Origin of the sequence: Ideonella sp. (assembly GCF_041914305.1) — a bacterium.
Lineage (GTDB): Bacteria > Pseudomonadota > Gammaproteobacteria > Burkholderiales > Burkholderiaceae_C > Ideonella.
Map to the genome: position 1 here is coordinate 212,843 of NZ_JAYSDQ010000008.1, position 21,814 is coordinate 234,656.

Genomic DNA, 21,814 nt, shown 5'->3' on the forward strand with positions numbered 1-21,814 from the left:
GGCAGCCGCGGTGAATCTGTATTGACAGCCCCCGGCGGTCGATCGGCGCGCCGGCGGGCGAGTGCGATCGTCACGGGCGGCGGCCCGAGATCACGGCCTGGCAGGGGGCCGCCCACGCGGCCGAAGTGCCCAGTGCCGGTGTCGAAAAACCGACATCCGGGCCCCAAGGTCTCAGGGCCGCTCGCCGCAGGGCGGTGGCTCAGTGGCCGTGGGCACCCTGGGCGAATCCGCCGGCCTCGGTTCTGGCCCGCATCGCCAGCACCCAGTTGCGATCGGCACTGGCGTCGTACTGCAGCCGGCCGTCGGCGTCGATCGGCACGATGGTCTTGGCCACCGTCTGCTTCACGTTGCCGCCGATCGCCTCGAGATGGCCTTCTGGGGTGTTCACCGCGACCACGATGTCGCAATGCATCTCGTCGCCCGCGCCGATGGCGTGCAGGGTGCTCGGGTCGATGCGGTAGCGGCTGCGGCCCCGGCTCGAACAGATGACATCGCCCGGGCTGACCACGGAGGGCGTGCGAACCACCTCATACGCCGACGCATAGCCGTCGCGGGCGGCCTCGATGTAGAGCGCGTGGCGCCCGGTGGGCATGAATTCGGTGGTGGTGAAGCCGGCCCTGGCCATCATGGCGCTGACAAAGGCGGCTGACCAGGCCTTGTTGTCGTCGCGGGTCAGGCCGCTGTCGCGCGGCCACTGCCATTCGCACACATCGACCAGGCGGCAGGTGTTGACGAAGCGCTCGGGAACCGCCTGCCAGTAGTCGTTGACCACGGGGCACAGCGCGGCCGTCTGCTCCTGGCCGCAACCGTCGTCGACATCGCGGCAGCTGCCGTCGGACACCAGCAGGCACAACGGCTCGCCCGGGCGCACATGGGCGAGCTTGCGCCCCCAGCGGGCCCATTCGGCGTCGGCCTCGGCCAGCAGCCTGGCGATCTTCTCGGGCGGCACTGCGGTGGGTGGCACCTTGGGGCGCAAGACCATCGGGGTGCCGCACGACGACAACCAGATCGCAGCCAGGCAAGACGCCAGTGCGGCGACTCGTCTCATCGTTTCTCTCCCATGGGGACCGCTTAGTGGGATGCGGCAACCCCGAGGTTGTACCAACAAGCGCCACGACTTTCGCGCAGCACTTGGTGACAAGGCTGCGCGCGAAAGCAAATGCGGTGGCGCAAAGAGACAAGACGAAGCGGCAGGCCGGACCGACGCTATGCGGATTCCAACCCGTCGGGACCCACCATGCAGCAGCCCCCGGACCACGGCACCCAGCGCTTTCGCGAGCAATACCGCAGCGAAATCCTGCCGGCCGGGTATTCGGGCTGGCGGCATGTGGCGCTGGTGGCGGTGGTCGGCCCGGCGGTCATCGCCGCGGCGCTGGTGCTGGCCTCGCGCAGCTGGCGCCCGGCTGATGCGTGGGTCGTGCCGGCCACGCTGCTGATCGCCAACCTGGTCGAATACCTGGCCCACCGCGGGCCGATGCACCACCGCGTGCGCTGGCTGACCTTGCTGCACCTGCGCCACAGCAGCCGGCACCACCGCTACTTCACCGCGAAGGCGATGACCTTCGAATCGACGCGCGACTTCCATGCGGTGCTGTTCCCGCCGGTGCTGCTGCTGTTCTTCGGCGGCATCGCGGCGTTGCTGGGCGTGCTGGCCACGCTGCTGCTCGGCACGGCGGGCGGCGCGCTCTTCTTTGCCACCTCGATGGGCTACTACCTGCTGTACGAGGTGCTGCACTTTCTCTACCACGTGCCGCCGCAGTGGGCGGTGGCCCGGCTGCCGGGCGTGCGCTGGCTGGCGCAACTGCACCGGCTGCACCACGACCCGCCGCACATGCTGCTGTGCAACTTCAACCTCGTGTTTCCGTTGTGCGACTGGGTCGCCGGCACGCTGGACAGCGACCAAGCACCCCAGCGCGCGTTGCAGGAAAAAGGAGCATCGCCCAAATGAGCACGCCCGTTGAACAACGCCGCCGCCTGGTCGGTGCGCTGGGGGCCATCGCCGCCAGCGGCTGCCTGCCGTCCACCGCAGCCGCGGCGCCCAAGCGCCAGGTGCTGGCCCGCTCGCTGTCGCAGATGGCGGCGGAGTACGACGTGGTCGTCATCGGCTCGGGCTACGGCGGCGCCGTGATGGCCGCGCGGCTGGCGCCGGGGCGACGGCTGGCCGTGCTGGAGCGTGGGCGCGAGTGGCCGCCGGCCGATTTCCCGTCGTCGATGATCGACGTGCTCGGCCAGTTTCGCGGTGGGCTCACGCCGTTCGGCCTGTTCGACTACCGCCTCGGCCAGACGATGGATGTGCTGGTTGGCAGCGGCCTGGGCGGCACCTCGCTGATCAATGCCAACGTGGTGGCCGCGGCCGACCGCGACGCGTTCAACGCCTGGCCGGCCAAGATCCGGCAAGACGTGGCCAACGGCGTCTTCGCCGGCTACGAGGCGCGGGTGAAGCAGATGCTTGGGGCCGACCAGGTCATCGAGAGCGATGCCTTGCGCAAGCACTGGTTCCACCGCAGCACCACGCTGGCCCGCACGCGCCAGGGCGTGTCGACCCAATCGGTGCCGCTGCCGATCGCGGTGAACCTTCGCAAATACAACAACGTGCCCAATGCGCAGGGCGTGAAGCAGCCGCTGTGCTCACGCTGCGGCGATTGCGTCACCGGCTGCCGCACCGGCGCCAAGAACACGCTCGACGTCAACTACCTGCCGCTGGCGCGCGCCGGCGGCGCCGAGATCTTCACCCGCGTCGAGGTCGATTGGCTCGAACACCTGGCTGATGGCCGGTGGCGCGTTCATACGATCACGCGGCCCGATGGCGTCACCCCGGTGCATGGCGAGGTGATCGCCGGCAGCGTGGTGCTGGCCGCCGGCACGCTGGGCAGCACGCAAATCCTGCTGCGTTCTCGTGCGCAGGGGTTGGCGCTGTCATCGGCGCTGGGCACCCGCTTTTCGGGCAATGGCGACCTGATCGCGCTGGGCTACAACACCAGCGTGCAGACCAATGTGATGGGCTTCGGCACCGGCACGCCGCTGGCCGGCGAAGCCCAGGCCGGGCCGACCATCACGATCGCCGCCGACTACCGCGCGCAGCAGCCGCTGGCGCAGCGCTACCTGATCGAAGACGCTGCCGTGCCGCGCGCGCTGGTGGACGCGGTGAGGCTGGCGCTGCCGCTGTCGGCCGGCATCTTCACCGACTTTCCCGCCGCGCAGCGCGTGGCGCGCGACCTGCTGTACAGCCGCACCGACGGCGCGCTGAACCACAGCATGGTCTACCTCGGCATCGGGCACGACAGCGCCAGCGGCCGCATCCAGCTGGATGCCTGGGGCAACGCGCAGGTGGTGTGGCCCAACGTGATGCAAGAGCCGTTCGTCGCGCGGCTGAAGGCCGAGATGGAGCGGCACGCGCTGGTGTTCGGCGGGCGTTATGTCGACTACCCGCGCACCAGCCCGATCTTCGGCGGCGCGCTGACCACCGTGCACCCGCTGGGCGGCTGCCCGATGGGCGAGCAGGTCGACAGCGGCGTGGTCAACGCCGAGGGCCAGGTGTTCGATGCGCGTGCCGGCGGTGCCGCCGTCTATTCGAACCTGCGCGTGGTCGACGGCTCGATCGCGCCGGCGTCGATCGGCGTCAACCCGTTGCTGACGATCGCCGCGCTGGCCGAGCGCGCGGCCGAGCACTTCGCTTGATGAGCACCCCCACGCTCCCGGGGGTGATCCAGAAACTCGGGAACGGCCCTTCGTTTCTTGAGAGGACGCTGTGATGAAAAGACTGCATTCCCTCGTGTGGATGATGCTGTTGGCGCTTCTGGCGCTTCTGGCGCTGACGTCGACCGCGGCCTCGGCCGCGCGCGGCCTGAAGTTCGCCGAAGAGATGCGCGGCTACGCCTACTGGGACGGCGAGTACCGCAACGCCAGCGTGTCGCTGAAGATCACGATCAACGACATCGACAAATGGAGCGTCGACCCGAACTACCCGGCCACCGTGACCGGCACCTTGTTCATGGACCGCGTGCCGGCCCAGCCGATCAGCGGCACGCTGCAGATCCTGGCGCCCGCGCCGAACGACGATGGCCGCCTGCTGACCTACCGTTTCACCAGTGCCACGCTGCAGTTCAACGGCATCAAGCACGTGCGAGACTCTGCCGGCGCCGAAGTGTTCGACGACATGACCACGCTGCATGGCATGTTCCAGCCCAAGGGCCAGACGCCGCCGTCGATCCTTGATCTGATGTACCAGGCCTTGTGGACGTCCGAGCTGCACTTCGAGTGGTGGGACCCGACGACGGTCTGGAACTTCACGATGTCGTTCCAGACCATCAACACCCCTTGGTACGAGGTGCTGGAAGTGGAAGCCATCTTCGTCGTCACCGTGTTCGGCGCGCTCGCCCACACGCTGTTCCCCTGGTTGTGTTGACGGCGCATGCTCAGCCCCGCCAGGCCCCCCGCACCCAGCGTTTCGGTGTCGTACGAGCGCTCGCTGAACGCATACCTGCAGACCCGCGGCCTGCCGCTGGGCCGCCCTGGCGCGGACGCCTGCCTGAGCCCCGCATCGCGCGTGGACGGGCGCACCTTCGGCCACGCGCTCACGCACAGCGGCCGGGTGCTGGGTGATGCCACCACCGGCCTGGCCTTCGGCCTGTGCGTGGGCGGCGCCGGCTTCGGGCTGCTGGGCGTGGCGGCGGCGACCGCGCCCACGCTGCGCGACTCGGTGCGCCAGCTGCAACGCTTCGAATCGCTGACCAGCACGCTCGGCCACATGACCGTGCGACAGCACAGCCGCCACCTCGTCTCGTTGTGCTGGCAGCCGGCCGCGCCCGACACGCCGCCCGCGGTGGCCGAGGCCATCATCGCCGGCTGGGTGTCGTTCGGCCGCTACCTGCTCGACGAGCGGGTCGAGGTGGTCGAGGCGAGCTTCGCGCACCGCGCGTCGGCCCCGCGCTCGGCCTACGAGGCCGCGCTGGGTTGCCCGGTGCGCTTCGAGGCTGATCGGCACAGCGTCACGCTGGCGGCCGAGCTGCTGGACGCGCAGCCGCGTTTCGCCGAGCCGACGATCAGCGGCGCGCTGGACGCGTGGCTCGACCGCTGCACGCTCGGCGTGGCCACGCCACCGCAGCAGCAACCCACCGCGCGCCGGGTGGCGCAGGCGCTGGCCGGCGGGCTGCCGCTGGCCGATGCCGACGAGGATGCGGTTGCCACAGTTCTGCAACTGAACCGCCGTACGCTGCAGCGGCGCCTGACCGAAGAAGGCGCGAGCTTTCGCGCGCTGCTCGATGCGGCGCGCGCGCAGCACGCGATCGTCGGTGTTTTGCGCGGCGGTGTGTCGCTCGCGCAACTGGGGGCGGACATCGGCTTCGACGAACAGTCGTCGCTGTGCCGCGCCTTTCGCCGCTGGACCGGCTATGCACCGCTGGCCGTCAAGAGCCGGCTGCAGCCGATGTTCAGCGAACTTCGTTCCACCACTGTCTGATGAACAACAAAGAGGAGACCTGATGAGAAGAGCTTTGCCCTCCTGGCGCTTCGGGCTCGCGCTCGCTGCGCTGCTGCCCGCGGCGGCACAGGCGTTTTCGCCTGACACGCACGCCCGCCTGGTGATCGACGCGGTGAACTACATGGCCGCGCACCCCACCACCACCAACTACCAGAAGCTGGTGCAAGGTGCGAACAAGGCCGGCTACACCATCGACCAGTTCGCGCAGGCCATGTCGCAAGGCGCGCACGATGTCGACTACTTCGAAGACACCTACATCTGCGGCGCCATCACCGGCGACTGCGTGAAGGCGCCGCTGTGGGGCCTGGGCACCGACATCGCCCGCTACACCTCGTTCTGGCACTTTCAAGACCACGCGCATGGCACCGATGCGCACGGCAACCGCTACGGCGGCTACAACTACAAGCGCATCGCCATCGTCGGCGACATCGACACGGTGGCCGCCGGCTGGCTGTGGAACGACTACCTCGACGACGGCCGCGGCGGCATGGGCGGCATCTTCGGCGACACCAGCCGCTACAACACCTACGGCGTCACCGAGTTCAACTACCGCCAGGGCAGCACGTCGACCAAGTCGATGTACGCCGACTACCAGGCCTTCCCGTTCCAGCCGATCAACAACCTGGGCCAGTACTGGTTCACGCAGTTCCTGGCGCGGCCCACGGCGCAGAACATCGGCTTCGTGCTGCACACCACCGACACCGGCGTGCCGCAGCACACCTGGAACACGCTGGGCAACAACCACTCCGATTGGGAGAGCTGGGTGCTGACCTACTACGACAGTGAGCAGCTCGGCGCCTTCAACCTGGTCGAGCAGGCGATGGCTGACATCACCCCGCTGTCGCCGACCGCGACCGACGTGCGGCCGGTGATGTACCAGCTGGGCGCCTATTCGTACGCCAACGGCACGCTGGTGCTGTCGTCGACCGCGCATGCCGACCGCGTGATGGTCGGGCGCAAGGTCGTGCCGCATGCCATCGCGATGGTGGTCAACATCCTCAACCGCGCCGCCGAGCGCCTGGTGCAATGAAGCGCAAATCCTTGAGGGCCTGGGCCCTGATTCCCGCCCTGATCGCCACGCCTTGGGCCTTGTACGCGGCGCCCGCTGCCGATGCCGGCACGGTGCTGCGTGTCAATGAGTGGCGCCTGTCGGCGGCGTCGATGGACGTGCTCTACCGCGCCGCCAAATCCCAAGATCCGCAGGCCACGCGGCAAGCGGTGGCCGAGGCCGCGGCGCAAGACCACCTGCTGGGCCGCTACGCGCAAGCCCAGTTCCGCGACGAGCAGCTGTTCGTCGGTGCGCGGGTCGGCTTTGCGCTCGATGCTGCGGCCGAGGCGAGCCTGGTGGCCACGCTGGAGCGGGTCTACCAGCCGGCGCTGGCCGAGGCGTTCGGTGCCGAAGGGCCGCAGCGCTTTGTCGTGCGGCGCCACCCGCTCGACGCGGCCACGCTGCAGTCGCTGCTGGGTGACGGCTCGGTCGCGCGGCTGGACGACCGGCTGCCGGCAGGCGGCGAAGACGCGCTGGCCCGCGTGAGCCTGCTCGACTACCGCTTCGGCGACGGGCCGCTGCAGCCGGTGACGCTGCGCGACGTGTGGCGCCAGCTCGATGTGCACGGCCGCCAGGCGCTGGCCCGGCAAGACGCCGACTTCGCCCACCACCAGGCCCTGCGGCTGGTGCGTGCCGCGTTCGTGCGCCATTGGGCGGTGAGCCAGGGCGGCCTGCAGGCCGCGGACCTGCAGGGCCTGCGGCAACTGATGGTCGACCGTGAACGCCGCTTCGCGCTCGAGCAGGCGATGGGCGCCGGCGGTGGCCTGCACGGCCAGAGCGCCGAGCTGATGGACCTGCGGCAGCAGGTGACCCAGGCCGACATCGCGCGCTACTACGCGCAGCACCCCGAGCAGTTCCAGCGCACCGAGCGTGTGCTGGCGCGCCACATCCGCTGCAAGGACGAGGCGAGTGCCGAGGCCGCCGCGGCCGAGCTGGCGCAGGGCCAGCCTTTCGCCGAGGTGGCGCGACGCCATTCGGTGGCGGCGTCGGCGATGAAGGGTGGGGCGCTCGGCTGGGTCGACGCGCAGCAGGCGCCGAGCCGCTGGCTCGCCCAGGTGCTGTTCGCGCAGCCGCCGGGGCCCGCGTCACGCCCGATCCGCGAGCCCGAGGCGGCGGGCCGCGCGCCCGGCTGGCAGATCGTGCAGGTGGACGAGCGTGTGCAAGGCCTGCACCCGGCCGACAGCGAAACCGTGCGCTTCATCGCCACCGAGGCGATCGCCAAGGCGCGCGCGGTCGAGCGCTACAACGCGCTGAAAGACCAGCTGCTGCGCGACGCCCGCATCGCGCAGAACTGATCTGAGTGGCGCCTAACGCGGCGCCTGGTAGACCCGCACATAGTCGACCTCCATCTGCACCGGGAAGATGGTGTCGTCGACCGGGCCGCCCAGGTGGCCGCCGACGGCGATGTTGAGAATCAGGAACTCGGGCGTGTCGAACGGCCACTGCGCCGTGCCGGTGCCCGCGTTCTTGAAGGTGTGGTGCACACGCCCGTCGATGCCGAAGCGCATCTGCTGGGGCGTCCAGTGCAGCTGGTAGGTGTGGAAGGCGGTGCAGGCGTCTGGCACCTGCGTGCCGTTGCCGGTGCCGTTGGCGCCGTTGCCGGCGGTGGTGTGCAGCGTGCTGAACACATGGCCCGGCTCGCGCCCCACATGCTCGACGATGTCGATCTCGCCACCGGCCGGCCACACCACCGGCGTGTTCAGCATCCAGATCGCCGGCCACGTGCCGCGGCCGCAGGGCAGCTTGGCGCGGATCTCGAAGTAGCCGTAGGTCCAATCGGCCTTGCCCTGGGTGATCAGCCGCACCGAGCTGTATTTCTGGCCGCCCCAGTCGGCCTGCTTCGACAGGTCTTCCCTGCGCGCGATGACGAGCAGCTTGCCGTCGCGCACCACACTGTTCTCTGGCCGCGCCGCGCTGTAGTACTGCAGCTCCGCGTTGTGCCAGCCCTGCTTGTTCATGCCGGTGTCGTAGGCCCACTTCGACGGGTCGGGCAGGCCGTCGGTCGAGAACTCGTCAGCCCAGACGAGCTGGTAGCCGGCGGGCAGGGCGAGCTTGTCGGTCATGGCGGCTTGGGGCTCGGTGGCCGAGGCGGCACTGGCCAGCGCGCCATGAAGCGCCAGGCCGGCGGCGCAGAGCAGGGCCGCGGGGTGCAGGGAAAAAGGCAGACGATTCATCGCAAGACGGGGCCTTCGTGGCCGTTCAAGGTTGTTGTGCGGCGCACAAGACCGCGGGCGTGGTGTGGATGGCTCGGCCCAAACTAAGTTGAGATCGAAGTAACGAAACGCGCCAGGCGAGCGTGCCGGCGAGGGCGTGCTTGGCCCGGTTTGGGCGCTTGCACCTGCGGCGCTGGGTGGGTTCGCATGTCCCGTCGATGTTTCGTTAGTTACGAGGCGGCGGCGCCGGCCTAGGGTGTCTACTAAGTTGCAAGCGCTTGCACAATGCGTATTCTCTTGAAACCGCTTTCAAAGCAGCGTCGCCATTGTGGCTGATGGCGCCGAAAGCGTCGATGCCGGAAGGGGCATCGCAGTCAAAAACCTACTGGAGACCGCCTCATGTCCATTAGCCCTCCTGCCAGCCGCCAGATCAGCCGGCACCCGGCGTTCCGCATGACCCACCTTGCTGCGGCCTGCGGACTCTTGATCGGCGGGGCAGGTTCTGCCATCGCACAACAGCAGGCTGCCGCCGCGCCTGCCTCTGCCAAGCCGGAAGGCGAGCAGGTCGAGACGGTGGTGGTGACCGGCATCCGCAAGAGCCTGGACACTTCGCTGAGCCTGAAGCGCGATTCGTCGGGCATCGTCGATGGCATCGTTGCCGAAGACATCGGCAAGTTCCCCGACACCAACCTGGCCGAGTCGATGCAGCGCATCAGCGGCGTGTCGATCGACCGCTCGGTGGGTGAAGGCTCGAAGATCACCGTGCGCGGTGTCGGCCCTGAATTCAACCTGGTGCTGCTCAACGGCCGCCAAATGCCGTCCGCGGGCATCGTCGACACCGGTGCCTCGGGCTCGCGTGCCTTCGACTTCGCCAACCTGGCGTCTGAATCGATCTCCGCGCTCGAGGTCTACAAGACCAGTCGCGCCGCCTCGCCGGCCGGCGGCATGGGCGCCACCATCAACATCAAGACCGCCCGCCCGCTCGACAACCCGGGCTTTCGCGCCAACCTCGGCGTGAAGGCGATGTACGACGAGTCGAACAACCGCATTCCCGATTCACTGCGCGGCAGCCAGGTCACGCCCGAGGTCTCGGGCATCTACAGCAACACCTTTGCCGACGGCACCTTCGGCATCGCGATCAGCGGCAGCTACCAGGAGCGCAACCTGGGCCTGAGCTACGCCGGCGTGCCCAATGGCTGGCGCTCGTTCAAGGGCGACGAGAACAACTGGGGCACGATCCCGCAGCCGGGCCAGCCCGGCTCGGAGAACATCACCAACCGCCCAGGCCCGGACGACATCTATTCGGTGCCGCAGAACATCAACTACGGGGTCAGCGGCATCCAGCGCCAGCGCACCAACGGGCAGCTGACGCTGCAGTGGGCGCCGATGAAGGAGCTGACCGCCACGCTGGACTACACCTACTCCGAGCTGAAGCTCCAGACCAAGCGCAACGAGCTGTCGGCCTGGTTCAACTTCGGCCCGTCGTCCAGCTCGTGGACGGACGGCCCGGTCGCCGGCCCGATCTTCTATTCGGAGACCATCAACCCGGCTACCAGTGACATCGCCATGGGCGGCGCGAAGTTCGCGACCAAGAACACCAACGACTCGCTCGGCCTGAACGTGGCCTGGAAGGCGACGAACAGCCTCAGCTTCGAGCTCGACAGCCACCACTCGAGCGCTGAGTCGGGCGCCGACAGCCCGTATGGCTCGAACTCGGTCCTGGGCACCGCCAGCTTCAACCGCGGCACGACCACGGTGGACTTCACCAAGGACTTCCCGGTCTTGAGCATCGAGGGCTCGACGCTCGACCCGTCGAAGATGATGGTCACCGGCTCGTCGTTCCGCAACAGCTACATGAAATCGGAAATCGACCAGACGCAAGTCAAGGGTCGGTACAAGTTCGAAGACGCGTCCAAGCTCGACTTCGGCGTCAGCCTGACCGATGCGGACAACCGCTCGGCCTATTCGAACGTGCAGCGTGACACCTGGGGCGGCGCAACCAACCCGGGTGACTACCCGGACGGCGTGTGGCACCCGGACAAGATGAGCCGCTATTTCGGCAGCGTCAGCGGCAGCAACAGCTCGGCCTTCTTCAACAACTTCTACACCTGGGACTTCGACCAAGTCCGCGCGCTGGCGGCGCAGGCGGCCGGCGACGATTCGCTGTACCGTGCGTCCAACGTGTTCACGACGGACCGCCGCGTGAACGAGAAGTCGCAGAGCGCCTTCGTGCAGTACAGCACCGATTGGGAATGGGGCGTGCCGATGGGCATGGCCGCCGGCCTGCGCTATGAGCACACCGATGTCACCTCGAAGGCCCTGGTGCCGGTCGCGACCGGCATCAGCTGGGCGTCGAACAACGAGTTCTCGGTGGGCTTCGGCGACCCGACCTTCACCCAGCTGAAGGGCAGCTACAGCTACGTGTTGCCCAGCATCGACTTCGACGCCGACCTGACCAGCAAGCTGAAGGCGCGCGTCAGCTACGGCGAAAGCATCGGCCGGCCACAGTGGGACTACATCCAAGGCGGCCAGACGCTGAACCAGCTGGCCCGCATCGACGGCGGCACCGGCTCGCAAGGCAACCCGGCGCTGAAACCGCTGAAGTCGAAGAACATCGACCTGTCGCTCGAGTACTACTACGCCAAGGGCAGCTATGTGGCGGCCGGCTACTTTGCGAAGAACCTGTCGAACTATGTCGGCGTGACGACGGTCGAGGGCACGCCGTTCAACCTGCACACGCCCGCCAACGGCGTGCTGTTCCAGGAGGCCGTGTCGCAAGGCGGCTGCACCGACAGCGACCTGACCTGCATCCGCAACTACATCTTCACCAACTACGACGGCACGCGCGGCGTGACGAAGACCGGTGTCGATGGCAATGGCAACTCGGTGGGCACCATCGTCGGCCAGCCGGACGACCCGGTCGCGACCTTCCAGATCACGACCTACTCGAACCAGCACAAGGCACGGCTGTACGGCCTGGAGCTGAACTGGCAGCACATGTTCGGCAACAGCGGCTTCGGCGTGTCGAGCAACTACACCTACGTGAACTCGGGGCTCAAGTACAAGAACGGCAGCCTGGGCGAGCAGTTCGCGCTGGAAGGCCTGAGCGACACCGCCAACCTGGTGGCGTTCTACGAGAACGACACCTACGAGGTGCGCGTGGCCTACAACTGGCGCGACCAGTTCCTGGCCGCCCGCTTCGACGGCAGCGGCACGCCCAACCCGGTCTACACCGAGGCCTACTCGCAGATCGACCTGAGCGCCGGCTACAAGCTGAGCGACAACCTGTCGTTCCAGTTCGAGGCGATCAACCTCAACGATGCGGTGGTGCGCCAGCACGGCCGCACGAAGAACGAGATCATCGGGGTCTGGCAGACAGGGCCGCGCTACACGATCGGCGCCCGGTACAAGTTCTGAGCTTGAACACCGGCAAAGGTCATTAAGCTCGGGTCTCGCCCCAGGCGCAAGCAGGGGGCGGGACCCGTCAGGTGCTGGCGTGGTGGGGCGAGTACCTGGGCGAAAGAATGATGAGCGATACGTCAGGTCACGCGATTCAGCGTGTCATCGTGGTGGGCGGGGGATCCGCCGGCTGGTTGACGGCCGGCCTTCTGGCGGCCGAGCACGGGGCCCGCCTGCAGATCGCGCTGCTCGAATCGCCGACGGTGCCGCCGATCGGCGTGGGCGAGGGCACCTGGCCGACGATGCGCGATTCGCTGCGCGACATCGGCGTCAGCGAAGCGGCGCTGTTCCGCGAGTGCGAGGCGTCGTTCAAGCAAGGCTCGCGTTTCAACCGTTGGGTCACCGGCCAGCCCGACGACCGCTATTTCCACCCGTTCGTGCTGCCGCAGGGCTACACCGAGGCCCACCTGGCCGCGGCCTGGCTGCAGCAACACCCGGCCGCGCCGTTCGCCGAGGTGGCCAGCTTCCAGCCCCACCTGTGCCTGCAGGGCAGGGCGCCCAAACAATTCGCCACGCCCGAATACGCGGCGGTGGCCAACTACGCCTACCACTTCGATGCCGGCAAGTTCGGCGTCTTCCTGCGCGCGCACTGCGTCGAGCGCCTGGGCGTGCGGCATGTGGTGGACGAGCTGGTGGCAGTGCAATCGCGCGACAACGGCGACATCGCCGCACTGCAGACCAAAGCCCACGGGGCGATTGCCGGCGACCTGTTCATCGACTGCACCGGCATGCCATCGCTGCTGCTGGGCCAGCACTACGGTGTCAAGTTCGTCTCGCAAAAGCACGTGCTGTTCTGTGATTCGGCGCTGGCGCTGCAAGTGCCCTATGCCGACGAACAGGCGCCGATCGCCTCGCAAACCCTGTCGACCGCGCAAGGCAGCGGCTGGGTCTGGGACATCGGCTTGCAGACGCGGCGCGGCGTCGGGCTGGTGTATTCGAGCGCGCACCAGGGCGACGACGAGGCCCAGGCGGTGCTGCGCGACTACATCGCCAGCACCGGCGGCCCGGCAGACCTGCCGCCCGCCCGCAAGCTCGGCTTCGAGCCGGGCCACCGCGAAACCTTCTGGCACCGCAACTGTCTGGCGATCGGCTTGTCGGCCGGTTTCCTCGAGCCGCTGGAGGCCTCGGCGCTGGCGCTGATCGAATACTCGGCCGCGTTCCTGCGCGACCAACTGCCCGCCACACGCGAGGCGGTCGACATCGTCGCGCGGCGCTTCAACCAGGGCCACCACTACCGCTGGGCGCGGATCATCGATTTCCTGAAGCTGCACTATGTGCTGAGCCAGCGGCGCGACACCGACTTCTGGCGCGACAACCAGCGCGCAGAGTCGATCCCCGATGCGTTGCGCGACGCGCTGGCGCTGTGGCGCCACCTGCCGCCGTCGCGCTACGACCTGGTTCGCCACGACGAGGCGTTCCCCTCGGCGAGCTACCAATATGTCTTGTACGGCATGGGCTTCAAGCCCGAGAGCCTGCCGTGCAGCGGCCGCGATGCCGACCAGGCGGCGGGCTACTTCCAGGAAGCCGCGCAATTGACCCGCAAGATGCTCCCCGCATTGCCCAGCAACCGCGAGCTGATCGACCACATCAAGCGCCATGGCATGCCCCGCATCTAAGGCAACGCTGAACCAGCCCCACGCGGGCCGCTGCGTTGCTCGTCTTCGCCACCGCACGAGCCACCTCCCGTTTCTCAAAGGCCGGCCCGACCGGTGAATGCCCATGACCCGCAACGTCTTGCTGAACAACGTCGAACACAAGGACCTGCGCATCGTCACCGACCGCGGCGCCGCCTATGGCGACGACGTGATGTTCGCGGTGACCTTCGCGTCGGAGTTCCGCAACCTCCAGGCGCACTATCCGATCGTGTTCCAGAAGTCGCACGACGGCACGAGCTTCCAGCCGGTCGCGTTGTTCGGCTTCAGGGAGGGCCAGAACCTGTTCCTGCGCGGTGACCGCTGGGATGCCCACTACGTGCCGCTGGCAATCGAGCGGCAGCCGTTCCTGATCGGCCTCGACGGCGACGAGCTGATGGTCCATGTCGACCTCGACCACCCGCGCGTGAGCACCACGCAGGGCGAGGCGGTCTTTCTGCCCTACGGCGGCATGACCGAATACCTGGACCGCATCAGCTCGGTGCTGTTGACCATCCACCAAGGGCTGCAGAGCAACAAGGCCTTCGCCGCAGCCTTGCTGCAGCATGAACTGCTGGAGCCGTTTGCGCTCGACATCGAGCGGGCCGACGGTTCGCAACACCGCTTCTCGGGCTTCTACACGATCCACGAAGAGCGGCTGCAAAAGCTCGACGGCCGGGCGCTCGATCAGCTCCACCAGGCCGGCCACCTGTTTGCGATCTACATGGCCGTGGCGTCGCTGTCGCGCCTGCGCGACCTGATCGAGCGGGCCAGCACGGCGAACTGACCATGCGCGAGCTGACCGGCATCGACCCGCAGGCCCTGCCAGGCGATCTGTTGTGCTCGACCGAGCCGGTGGTCGTGCGGGGGCTGGTCGCCGAATGGCCCGTGGTGCGCGCCAACAGCGCGCCCGGCGGCGTGCCGGCCTACCTGCGCCGCTTCGTGGGCGGCGCCACCGTGGGTGCCTGGTTCGGCCCGCCCGAGATCGATGGGCGCTTCGGCTACAACGCCGACTTCAGTGGCTTCAACTTCGCGCGCGAGATGGTCCGCTTCGACGCGGTGCTCGACACGCTGGCGCGCCACCAGGCAGACGAGCGCCCGCCGGCGCTGTATGTGGGCTCGACCACGATCGACACCTGCCTGCCGGGCTTTCGCGCCGAGAACGACCTGGCGCTCGATCACCTGCAGCCGCTGGCCAGCCTGTGGGTCGGCAACCGCGCGCGCGTGGCGGCGCACCAGGACCTGCCCGACAACCTGGCCTGCGTCGTGGCCGGGCACCGCCGCTTCACGCTGCTGCCGCCGGACGAGGTGGGCAACCTCTACATCGGCCCGCTCGAGCACACGCTGGCCGGCCAGCCCACCAGCCTGGTCGATTTCAAGCACCCCGACCTCGATCGCTTCCCGAAATTCGAGCAGGCGTTGCGCCGCGCGCAGGTGGCCGAGCTGGCCCCGGGCGATGCGATCTTCATCCCCAGCATGTGGTGGCACCACGTCGAGGCGCTGGACCCATTCAACCTGCTGGTCAACTACTGGTGGCGCCGATCGCCCGCGCACATGGACTCGCCGATGGCCGCGCTGCTGCTGGCCATCATGAGCGTGCGCGACCTGCCGCCGGCCCAGCGCGACGCCTGGCGCAGCCTGTTCGACCACTACGTGTTCGACGCCGACGCCAGCACGGCCGAACACCTACCACCCGCGGCCCGCCAGGTGCTGGCCGCCCCGCTCGACGGTGATGCGACCCGCGCGCTGCGCGCCCGCGTGATCCGAAGACTCAATCGCTGAGGACGCTCTTCATGAACATGGCCGATCAACCCCAAGTGCCTGATGGCAAGCCGGTGCGACGCGTCGTCATCGCCGGCGGCGGCACGGCCGGCTGGATGGTGGCTGCCTGCCTGTCGAAGACGATGGGCAAGATCCTCGACATCAAGCTGATCGAGTCGGACGAGATCGGCACGGTGGGTGTCGGCGAGGCGACCATCCCGACCTTGCTGACCTTCCACCAGCTGCTCGACCTGAACGAGCGCGAGTTCATGGCCGCCACCTCGGCGACCTTCAAGCTGGGCATCAGCTTCGAGAACTGGCGCAATGTCGGCGAAGACTACATCCACTCGTTCGGCCTGACCGGCAAAGACCACTGGACCGCCGGCTTCCAGCACTTCTGGCTCAAGGGCCGCCAACGCCAGCTGGCCGGCGACTACGGCGACTATTGCCTGGAGCTGCGCGCCGCGCAGCAGAACCGCTTTGCCCACCTGCCGCGCAATGGCATGAACTACGCGTTCCACATGGACGCGACACGCTACGCCGCCTACCTGCGCACCTTCAGCGAGGGCTATGGCGTGCAGCGCATCGAAGGCAAGATCAACGCGGTCCATCTCGACGAGGCGACCGGGCACATCCATTCGCTGACGTTGGACTCGGGCGCGGCGATCGAGGGTGACCTGTTCATCGACTGCACGGGCTTTCGCGCGCTGCTGATCGGCGAAGCGCTGAAGGTGCCCTACGAGAACTGGACGCACTGGCTGCCCTGCGACAGCGCGCTGGCGGTGCAGACGGCGTCGGTCGGCGAGGCGGTGCCCTACACCCGCTCGATCGCGCACGACGCCGGCTGGCAGTGGCGCATCCCGCTGCAGCACCGGGTCGGCAACGGCATGGTCTATTGCAGCCGCTACATGAGCGACGAGCGCGCGAAAGAATTGCTGCTCAGCAAGATCGAAGGTGAGGTGCTGACCAAGCCGCGGCTGCTGAAGTTCCAGCCTGGCCAGCGGCGCGAGGTCTGGCGCGCCAACTGCGTGGCCATCGGGCTGTCCAGCGGCTTCATCGAGCCGCTGGAGTCGACCAGCATCCACCTGATCCAGCGCGGCACGATCCGGTTGATGCAGATGTTCCCGGCCCTGGGCATTCGCCAGTCGGACATCGACGAGTACAACCAGCAGGCGCAAAACGAGATCGAGCACATCCGCGATTTCGTCGTGCTGCACTACCACGTGACGAACCGCGACGACTCGGACTTCTGGCGCGAGTGCCGCACGATGGCGATCCCGCCGTCGCTGCAGCACCGCATCAACCTGTTCCGCGAGACCGGTCGGGTCTTCCGCTTCCAGAACGAGCTGTTTGCCGAGAATTCGTGGATCCAGGTGATGCTGGGGCAGGGGATCACGCCACAGCAGCACCACCAGGTGGCCGACCTGATGGGCGACCGGGAGCTGTCGGGGTTCCTCGATTCGATCCGCCAGTCGGTTGACCGGACGGTGGCGCAGCTGCCGTCGCACCAGGCCTACGTCAAACAGTACTGCGAGTCACCCGTCAAGTAACGGCACATTCCTACGCCGCCCGGCGTTGCAGGAGGGGCCCATGCGTCAGACCGAGCTGCACCTGAGTCCGCAGGACCGCGACATCGTTCAGGCACTGCGCAGCAAAGGCGTGCACCACAGCCGCGAGGTCAACCGGGCGCACATGCTGGCCTGCCTGGACGCCGGGGTGCCCGAGGCGCAGATCCTGGCGGTGCTGGGCGTGGGCCGCACGGCCCTGTGGCGCACGCGCGCCGCCTACCTGCAAGGCGGGCTCGATCTGGCGTTGTTCGACATCGCGCGCTCCGGCCGGCCGCGCAAGGCTGCGCCGGTGGAGACCATCCGGCCGCTGCGAGACGCCGGCCGCTGAGGTTTCGTCGGTTCAGACGGCCGCGGTCGACTCTCGCACCACCATGTGGGGGGCGGGCAGCGTGGCGTCTGGTTGCCGACCGCCCAGCAGGTCGAGCATCGCGGTGGCGGCCAAACGGCCCAGCTCGTAGACCGGCTGGTGCACGCTGCTCAGCGGCGGCACGGTGAACGACGAGGTGGCCACGTCGTCGAAGCCGACCAGCGACACATCGTGCGGCACGCGCAGGCCACGCCGGTGCAACGCCAGCGCGGCGCCGAAGGCCATCTGGTCGTTGGCTGCGAAGATCGCAGTGAAGGGCACGCCCGAGGCCAGCAGGCGCTCGATCGCTTCCAGGCCGCCTTCTTCCTGGTAGTTGCCGGCCAGCAGCAAGGCCTCGTCGACCTTCACGCCGTGGGCCGCCAGGGCCTGGCGGTAGCCGCGTTCGCGCTGGGCCGAGTCGGGGTGCAAGGGGTCGCCGCCGATGAAGGCGATGCGCTTGTGGCCCAGTTCCAGCAGGTGCTCGGTGGCCAGGCGCGCGCCGTGCAGGTCGTCGAAATTGAGTGAATAGACACCCGGTGCGCTCAGGTCGCGGCCGGTCACCACGATCGGCAACTGGCGCGCGAGGTTCTTCAGCGCGCTGTCGCTCATGCGGCCGGTCAGCACGATCAGGCCGTCGACCCGGCGCGAGCGCAGCACCTCGATGCAGCGCGCCTCGGCGGCGGTGTCCCAGTGGCCGCTGATGAACAGCGGGCTGTAGCCGGCGGCCACCAGCGTGTCTTCGATGCCGCGGTGGGCACCGCCGTAGAACGGTGAGTCGATCGCCTGCGTGACCACGCCCACGCTGAGCGTGCGGCCGCCGGCCAGGCCTCGCGCCACGGGGTTGGGCACGAAGCCCAGTTCCTTGATCGCGTCGTCGACCGCCTTCTTCTTGTCGTCGCTGACCACCGCGGTGCCATTCAGGATGCGCGAGACGGTGCTGGGCGACACGCCCGCCCGTTCGGCCACCTGTTGCAGGGTGACGGCGCCGGAGTGTCCGTCTCCGGCCGTGCTGGCGCGGGTGTTGCGCCGGGGTGCGGTCTTGGAGCTGGTCGACAAGGGTGGTGCTTTCGGTTGCGACAAAGGGCCGAGTGTAAGACGCAGCTGCAAGCGCTTGCACGAGCGTATCGGTTTTACATCCCGAAGCGAGAAATTCGCATTGTGAAAAGACGGTCTGCTGCACCGCAGCAGTTTTTTCCACTATGAAATTCGTGCTCTCGTATTGCGAAACGGCTTCCGTAAGTTGTTGATTTATCGTGAAATACTTTTGTGTCTTATATAAGACATAAGTCTGCACAAACGCGGTCGGCCGGCGTACGCTTGAGCCCAAGCAACGTCGCTTCACCCCCTCGTTTTCACCCAAGGAGTTCCGACATGACCCGACTGACCCGCGAACAGCAAATCGCCGCCCTCGAAAAGGACTGGGCCGAGAACCCCCGCTGGAAGGGCATCAAGCGCGGCTACACCGCGGCTGACGTCGTGCGCCTGCGCGGTTCGCTGAAGATCGAGCACACGCTGGCCCAGCGCGGCGCCGAGAAGCTGTGGAACCTGGTCAACACCGAGCCCTTCATCAACGCGCTGGGCGCGCTGACGGGCAACCAGGCCATGCAGCAGGTCAAGGCCGGCCTGAAGGCCATCTACCTGTCGGGCTGGCAAGTCGCCGGCGACGCCAACAGCAATGGCGAGATGTACCCCGACCAGTCGCTGTACTCGGTGGACTCGGTGCCCAAGGTCGTCAAGAAGATCAACGCCACCTTCGCCCGCGCCGACCAGATCCAGTGGTCCGAAGGCAAGGACGACATGGACTTCTTCGCGCCGATCGTGGCCGACGCCGAAGCCGGTTTCGGCGGCGTGCTGAACGCCTTCGAGCTGATGAAGGCCATGATCGAAGCGGGCGCGGCCGGCGTGCACTTCGAAGACCAGCTGGCCGCGGCCAAGAAGTGCGGCCACATGGGCGGCAAGGTGCTGGTGCCCACGCGTGAAGCCGTGGCCAAGCTGGTCGCCGCCCGCCTGGCGGCCGACGTGATGGGCACGCCCACCGTGCTGCTGGCCCGCACCGACGCCGAAGCCGGCGACCTGGTCACCAGCGACATCGACGACAACGACAAGCCGTTCTGCACCGGCGAGCGCACCGTCGAAGGCTTCTTCCGCACCAAGAACGGCCTGGACCAGGCCATCAGCCGCGGCCTGGCCTACGCGCCTTACGCCGACATGATCTGGTGCGAAACCGGCAAGCCCGACCTGGCTTTCGCCAAGGCCTTCGCCGAAGCCATCCACGCCAAGTTCCCGGGCAAGCTGCTGGCCTACAACTGCTCGCCGTCGTTCAACTGGAAGAAGAACCTCGACGACGCGACGATCGCCAAGTTCCAGCGCGAGCTGGGCGCGATGGGCTACAAGTTCCAGTTCATCACCCTGGCCGGCTTCCACAGCCTGAACTACTCGATGTTCAACCTGGCCTACGGCTATGCGCGCAACAACATGAGCGCCTTCGTCGAGCTGCAAGAGGCCGAGTTCGCAGCCGCCGAGAAGGGCTTCACCGCCGTGAAGCACCAGCGCGAAGTGGGCACCGGTTACTTCGACGCCGTGACCACCACGATCGAGCGCGACGCCTCGACCGCGGCACTGAAGGGCTCGACCGAAGACGAGCAGTTCTTCGACGCCAAGCACGGCTGATCCACGATCACGCTGCGCGATCGAGCGGTGGCCAAGCGGCCGCCGCCCCGCGCGCCCCGAAGCCCGGCACCCGCCGGGCTTTTTCGCTTTCGGCTGCTCACAATTTCGGCCCACCGAGCGGGGTCAGTGCGGATGGCGCGGCAGGCAGAGCCTCGGTCCAATTGAATGGAAGCGCTTTCAAGCGCTGGGCCGCAGGAGACCCCATGCACAAATCAACGCCATGCCCCCGCTGGGTGGCCGGCTGGGCGATTTCGCTGTTCGCACTGCTGGCGGTAGTGTCGGCCAGCAGCGCGAACGCCGCCACTTTCGCCAACCCGATCGTGCCGGCCGACGGCACCGGCGGCACGGCGGATCCGTCCATCGTCTACCGCAGCGGCTTCTACTACTGGGCCCGCAGCCTGAACGGCAACTCGATCGCGATCGCCAAGGCCAAGCGCCTGCAAGACCTCGGCATGGCGCCGCAGATCGTCGTCTACACCGCGCCTTCGGGCACGCCGTATTCGAAGAACCTGTGGGCACCCGAGCTGCAATACCTCAACGGCCAGTGGTACCTGTACTTCGCGGCCGACGACGGCAACAACGCCAACCACCGCATGTATGCGCTGCAGGCCAGCACCCAGAATCCGCAGGGCGGCTGGGCCTTTCGCGGCAAGCTGGCACCGCCCACCGATTCGTGGGCGATCGACGGCACCGTGCTGCAAAAGGACGACGGCAGCCTGTACTTCATCTGGTCGGGCTGGCGGGGGCTGAACGACGGCTTTCCGCAGCGCCTGTACATCGCATCGATGAGCAACCCGACGACGATCAGCGGTGAGCGGGTCGAGATCTCGTCGCCGACGCTGCCGTGGGAGACCGAGGTGGCCGCGATCCAGGAGGGCCCCTCGGTCATCCAGAAGAACGGGCGCATCAACCTGGTCTACTCGGCCAGCGCCAGCTGGACCGACAGCTACAAGCTCGGCCTGCTCATCAACACCGACGGCCATGTGTTGAACCCGGCCTCGTGGGTCAAGAAGAGCCAGCCGGTGTTCGTCTCGAACCCGGACGCACAAGCCTTCGGCGTCGGCCACAACGGCTTCGTCAAGTCACCCAATGGCAAGCAGGACTGGCTCGTCTACCACGCCACCAGCACCTCGGGCGCCGGCTGGGCAGGCCGCAACATCCGCGCCCAACGCTTCAGCTGGCGGCCGAACAACACGCCCAAGTTCGGCCAGCCGGTGGCGGTGGGCGCGTGGATCAACGAGCCCGCCGGCTCGCCGGGTGACAGCCACCTGCGGTTCGAAGCCGCCGACGTCTCGGCCAACTACCTGCGCCACGCCCGCGGCCGGGCCCGGCTCGATGCCAACGTGACGCCGATCGAGGATTCGCTGTGGCGCCAGGTGCCGGGCCTGAACGACCCGCATGCGGTGTCGTTCGAGTCGGTCAACTTCCCCGGCCACTACCTGCGCCACCGCAATGGCGAGGTGTGGAAGGACGCCAGCGACGGCAGCGCGCTGTTCAAGGCCGACGCCACCTGGCGCAAACGCCCGGGCCAGGGTGACGGCGCCGGCGTGTCGTTCGAAGCCTCCAACTTCCCCGGCAGCTTCCTGCGCCACCGCAACGGCTTGTTCTACAGCGAGGCGCTGGGCACCCCGCTGGACCGCGACGACGCGACCTTCTACGAGCGCTGAGCCGAACCGGTGGCACGGCGGGCGGCTGAAGC

Annotated in this window: 17 protein-coding genes; 14 read left to right on the top strand and 3 right to left on the bottom strand. The window is 67.8% G+C overall.

The window, feature by feature from the left end; genetic code table 11:
* Positions 1 to 199 precede the first annotated feature (199 nt).
* The gene (locus ACE3SG_RS13005) at positions 200 to 1,048 is read right to left on the bottom strand and encodes a DUF2272 domain-containing protein (protein ID WP_374565512.1); all 849 of its coding nucleotides are present in this window, start codon (positions 1,046 to 1,048) and stop codon (positions 200 to 202) included.
* Between the two features lie 189 nt (positions 1,049 to 1,237).
* Between ACE3SG_RS13005 and ACE3SG_RS13010 the strand changes: the two genes are divergently transcribed.
* From ACE3SG_RS13010 to ACE3SG_RS13035, 6 genes are all read left to right on the top strand, one after another.
* Complete coding sequence (locus tag ACE3SG_RS13010; protein WP_374565513.1) at positions 1,238 to 1,948, top strand: sterol desaturase family protein; 711 nt, start codon at positions 1,238 to 1,240, stop codon at positions 1,946 to 1,948.
* Complete coding sequence (locus ACE3SG_RS13015; RefSeq protein ID WP_374565514.1) at positions 1,945 to 3,678, top strand: GMC oxidoreductase; 1,734 nt, start codon at positions 1,945 to 1,947, stop codon at positions 3,676 to 3,678. Before ACE3SG_RS13010 ends, ACE3SG_RS13015 begins: the two co-directional genes overlap by 4 nt.
* 73 nt (positions 3,679 to 3,751) lie before the next feature.
* Positions 3,752 to 4,405 (top strand): hypothetical protein, encoded by a 654-nt coding sequence (locus ACE3SG_RS13020; RefSeq protein WP_374565515.1) that lies wholly within the window; start codon positions 3,752 to 3,754, stop codon positions 4,403 to 4,405.
* Positions 4,406 to 4,411: 6 nt separating this feature from the next.
* Complete coding sequence (locus ACE3SG_RS13025) at positions 4,412 to 5,458, top strand: AraC family transcriptional regulator ligand-binding domain-containing protein (protein WP_374565517.1); 1,047 nt, start codon at positions 4,412 to 4,414, stop codon at positions 5,456 to 5,458.
* Between the two features lie 22 nt (positions 5,459 to 5,480).
* Positions 5,481 to 6,509, top strand: a complete 1,029-nt coding sequence (locus ACE3SG_RS13030; RefSeq protein WP_374565518.1) for a phospholipase — start codon at positions 5,481 to 5,483, stop codon at positions 6,507 to 6,509.
* Entirely contained in the window at positions 6,506 to 7,822 is a 1,317-nt protein-coding gene (locus ACE3SG_RS13035; RefSeq protein WP_374565520.1) for a peptidylprolyl isomerase, read from the top strand. The genes ACE3SG_RS13030 and ACE3SG_RS13035 overlap by 4 nt, the downstream gene beginning before the upstream one ends.
* 12 nt (positions 7,823 to 7,834) lie before the next feature.
* Here the strand turns inward: ACE3SG_RS13035 and ACE3SG_RS13040 are convergent, their stop codons facing one another.
* Positions 7,835 to 8,701, bottom strand: a complete 867-nt coding sequence (locus ACE3SG_RS13040; protein ID WP_374565521.1) for a family 16 glycosylhydrolase — start codon at positions 8,699 to 8,701, stop codon at positions 7,835 to 7,837.
* A 378-nt stretch (positions 8,702 to 9,079) separates the two neighbouring features.
* On the opposite strand from ACE3SG_RS13040, the gene ACE3SG_RS13045 reads away from it, so the two are divergent.
* From ACE3SG_RS13045 to ACE3SG_RS13070, 6 genes are all read left to right on the top strand, one after another.
* The gene (locus ACE3SG_RS13045) at positions 9,080 to 12,097 is read left to right on the top strand and encodes a TonB-dependent receptor (protein ID WP_374565522.1); all 3,018 of its coding nucleotides are present in this window, start codon (positions 9,080 to 9,082) and stop codon (positions 12,095 to 12,097) included.
* Between the two features lie 110 nt (positions 12,098 to 12,207).
* Complete coding sequence (locus ACE3SG_RS13050; RefSeq protein WP_374565524.1) at positions 12,208 to 13,755, top strand: tryptophan halogenase family protein; 1,548 nt, start codon at positions 12,208 to 12,210, stop codon at positions 13,753 to 13,755.
* A gap of 103 nt (positions 13,756 to 13,858) precedes the next feature.
* Positions 13,859 to 14,557, top strand: a complete 699-nt coding sequence (locus ACE3SG_RS13055; protein ID WP_374565525.1) for a SapC family protein — start codon at positions 13,859 to 13,861, stop codon at positions 14,555 to 14,557.
* A gap of 2 nt (positions 14,558 to 14,559) precedes the next feature.
* Complete coding sequence (locus ACE3SG_RS13060; RefSeq protein WP_374565527.1) at positions 14,560 to 15,552, top strand: cupin-like domain-containing protein; 993 nt, start codon at positions 14,560 to 14,562, stop codon at positions 15,550 to 15,552.
* Positions 15,553 to 15,563: 11 nt separating this feature from the next.
* A complete protein-coding gene (locus ACE3SG_RS13065; RefSeq protein ID WP_374565529.1) occupies positions 15,564 to 17,081 on the top strand; it encodes a tryptophan halogenase family protein in 1,518 nt (505 codons plus the stop codon).
* Positions 17,082 to 17,121: 40 nt separating this feature from the next.
* The gene (locus ACE3SG_RS13070) at positions 17,122 to 17,427 is read left to right on the top strand and encodes a helix-turn-helix domain-containing protein (protein WP_374565531.1); all 306 of its coding nucleotides are present in this window, start codon (positions 17,122 to 17,124) and stop codon (positions 17,425 to 17,427) included.
* A gap of 12 nt (positions 17,428 to 17,439) precedes the next feature.
* On the opposite strand, the gene ACE3SG_RS13075 is transcribed toward ACE3SG_RS13070, so the two are convergent.
* On the bottom strand, positions 17,440 to 18,501 hold the full coding sequence (locus tag ACE3SG_RS13075; RefSeq protein WP_374565533.1) for a LacI family DNA-binding transcriptional regulator: 1,062 nt from the start codon (positions 18,499 to 18,501) through the stop codon (positions 17,440 to 17,442).
* Between the two features lie 315 nt (positions 18,502 to 18,816).
* Between ACE3SG_RS13075 and aceA the strand changes: the two genes are divergently transcribed.
* Both aceA and ACE3SG_RS13085 read left to right on the top strand, forming a co-directional pair.
* Positions 18,817 to 20,115 (top strand): isocitrate lyase, encoded by a 1,299-nt coding sequence (aceA, locus tag ACE3SG_RS13080; protein ID WP_374565534.1) that lies wholly within the window; start codon positions 18,817 to 18,819, stop codon positions 20,113 to 20,115.
* Between the two features lie 203 nt (positions 20,116 to 20,318).
* Positions 20,319 to 21,782 carry a family 43 glycosylhydrolase gene (locus ACE3SG_RS13085; protein ID WP_374565537.1) on the top strand — a complete coding sequence of 488 codons (1,464 nt, stop codon included), beginning with the start codon at positions 20,319 to 20,321 and terminating at the stop codon, positions 21,780 to 21,782.
* The last annotated feature ends 32 nt before the right edge of the window (positions 21,783 to 21,814 follow it).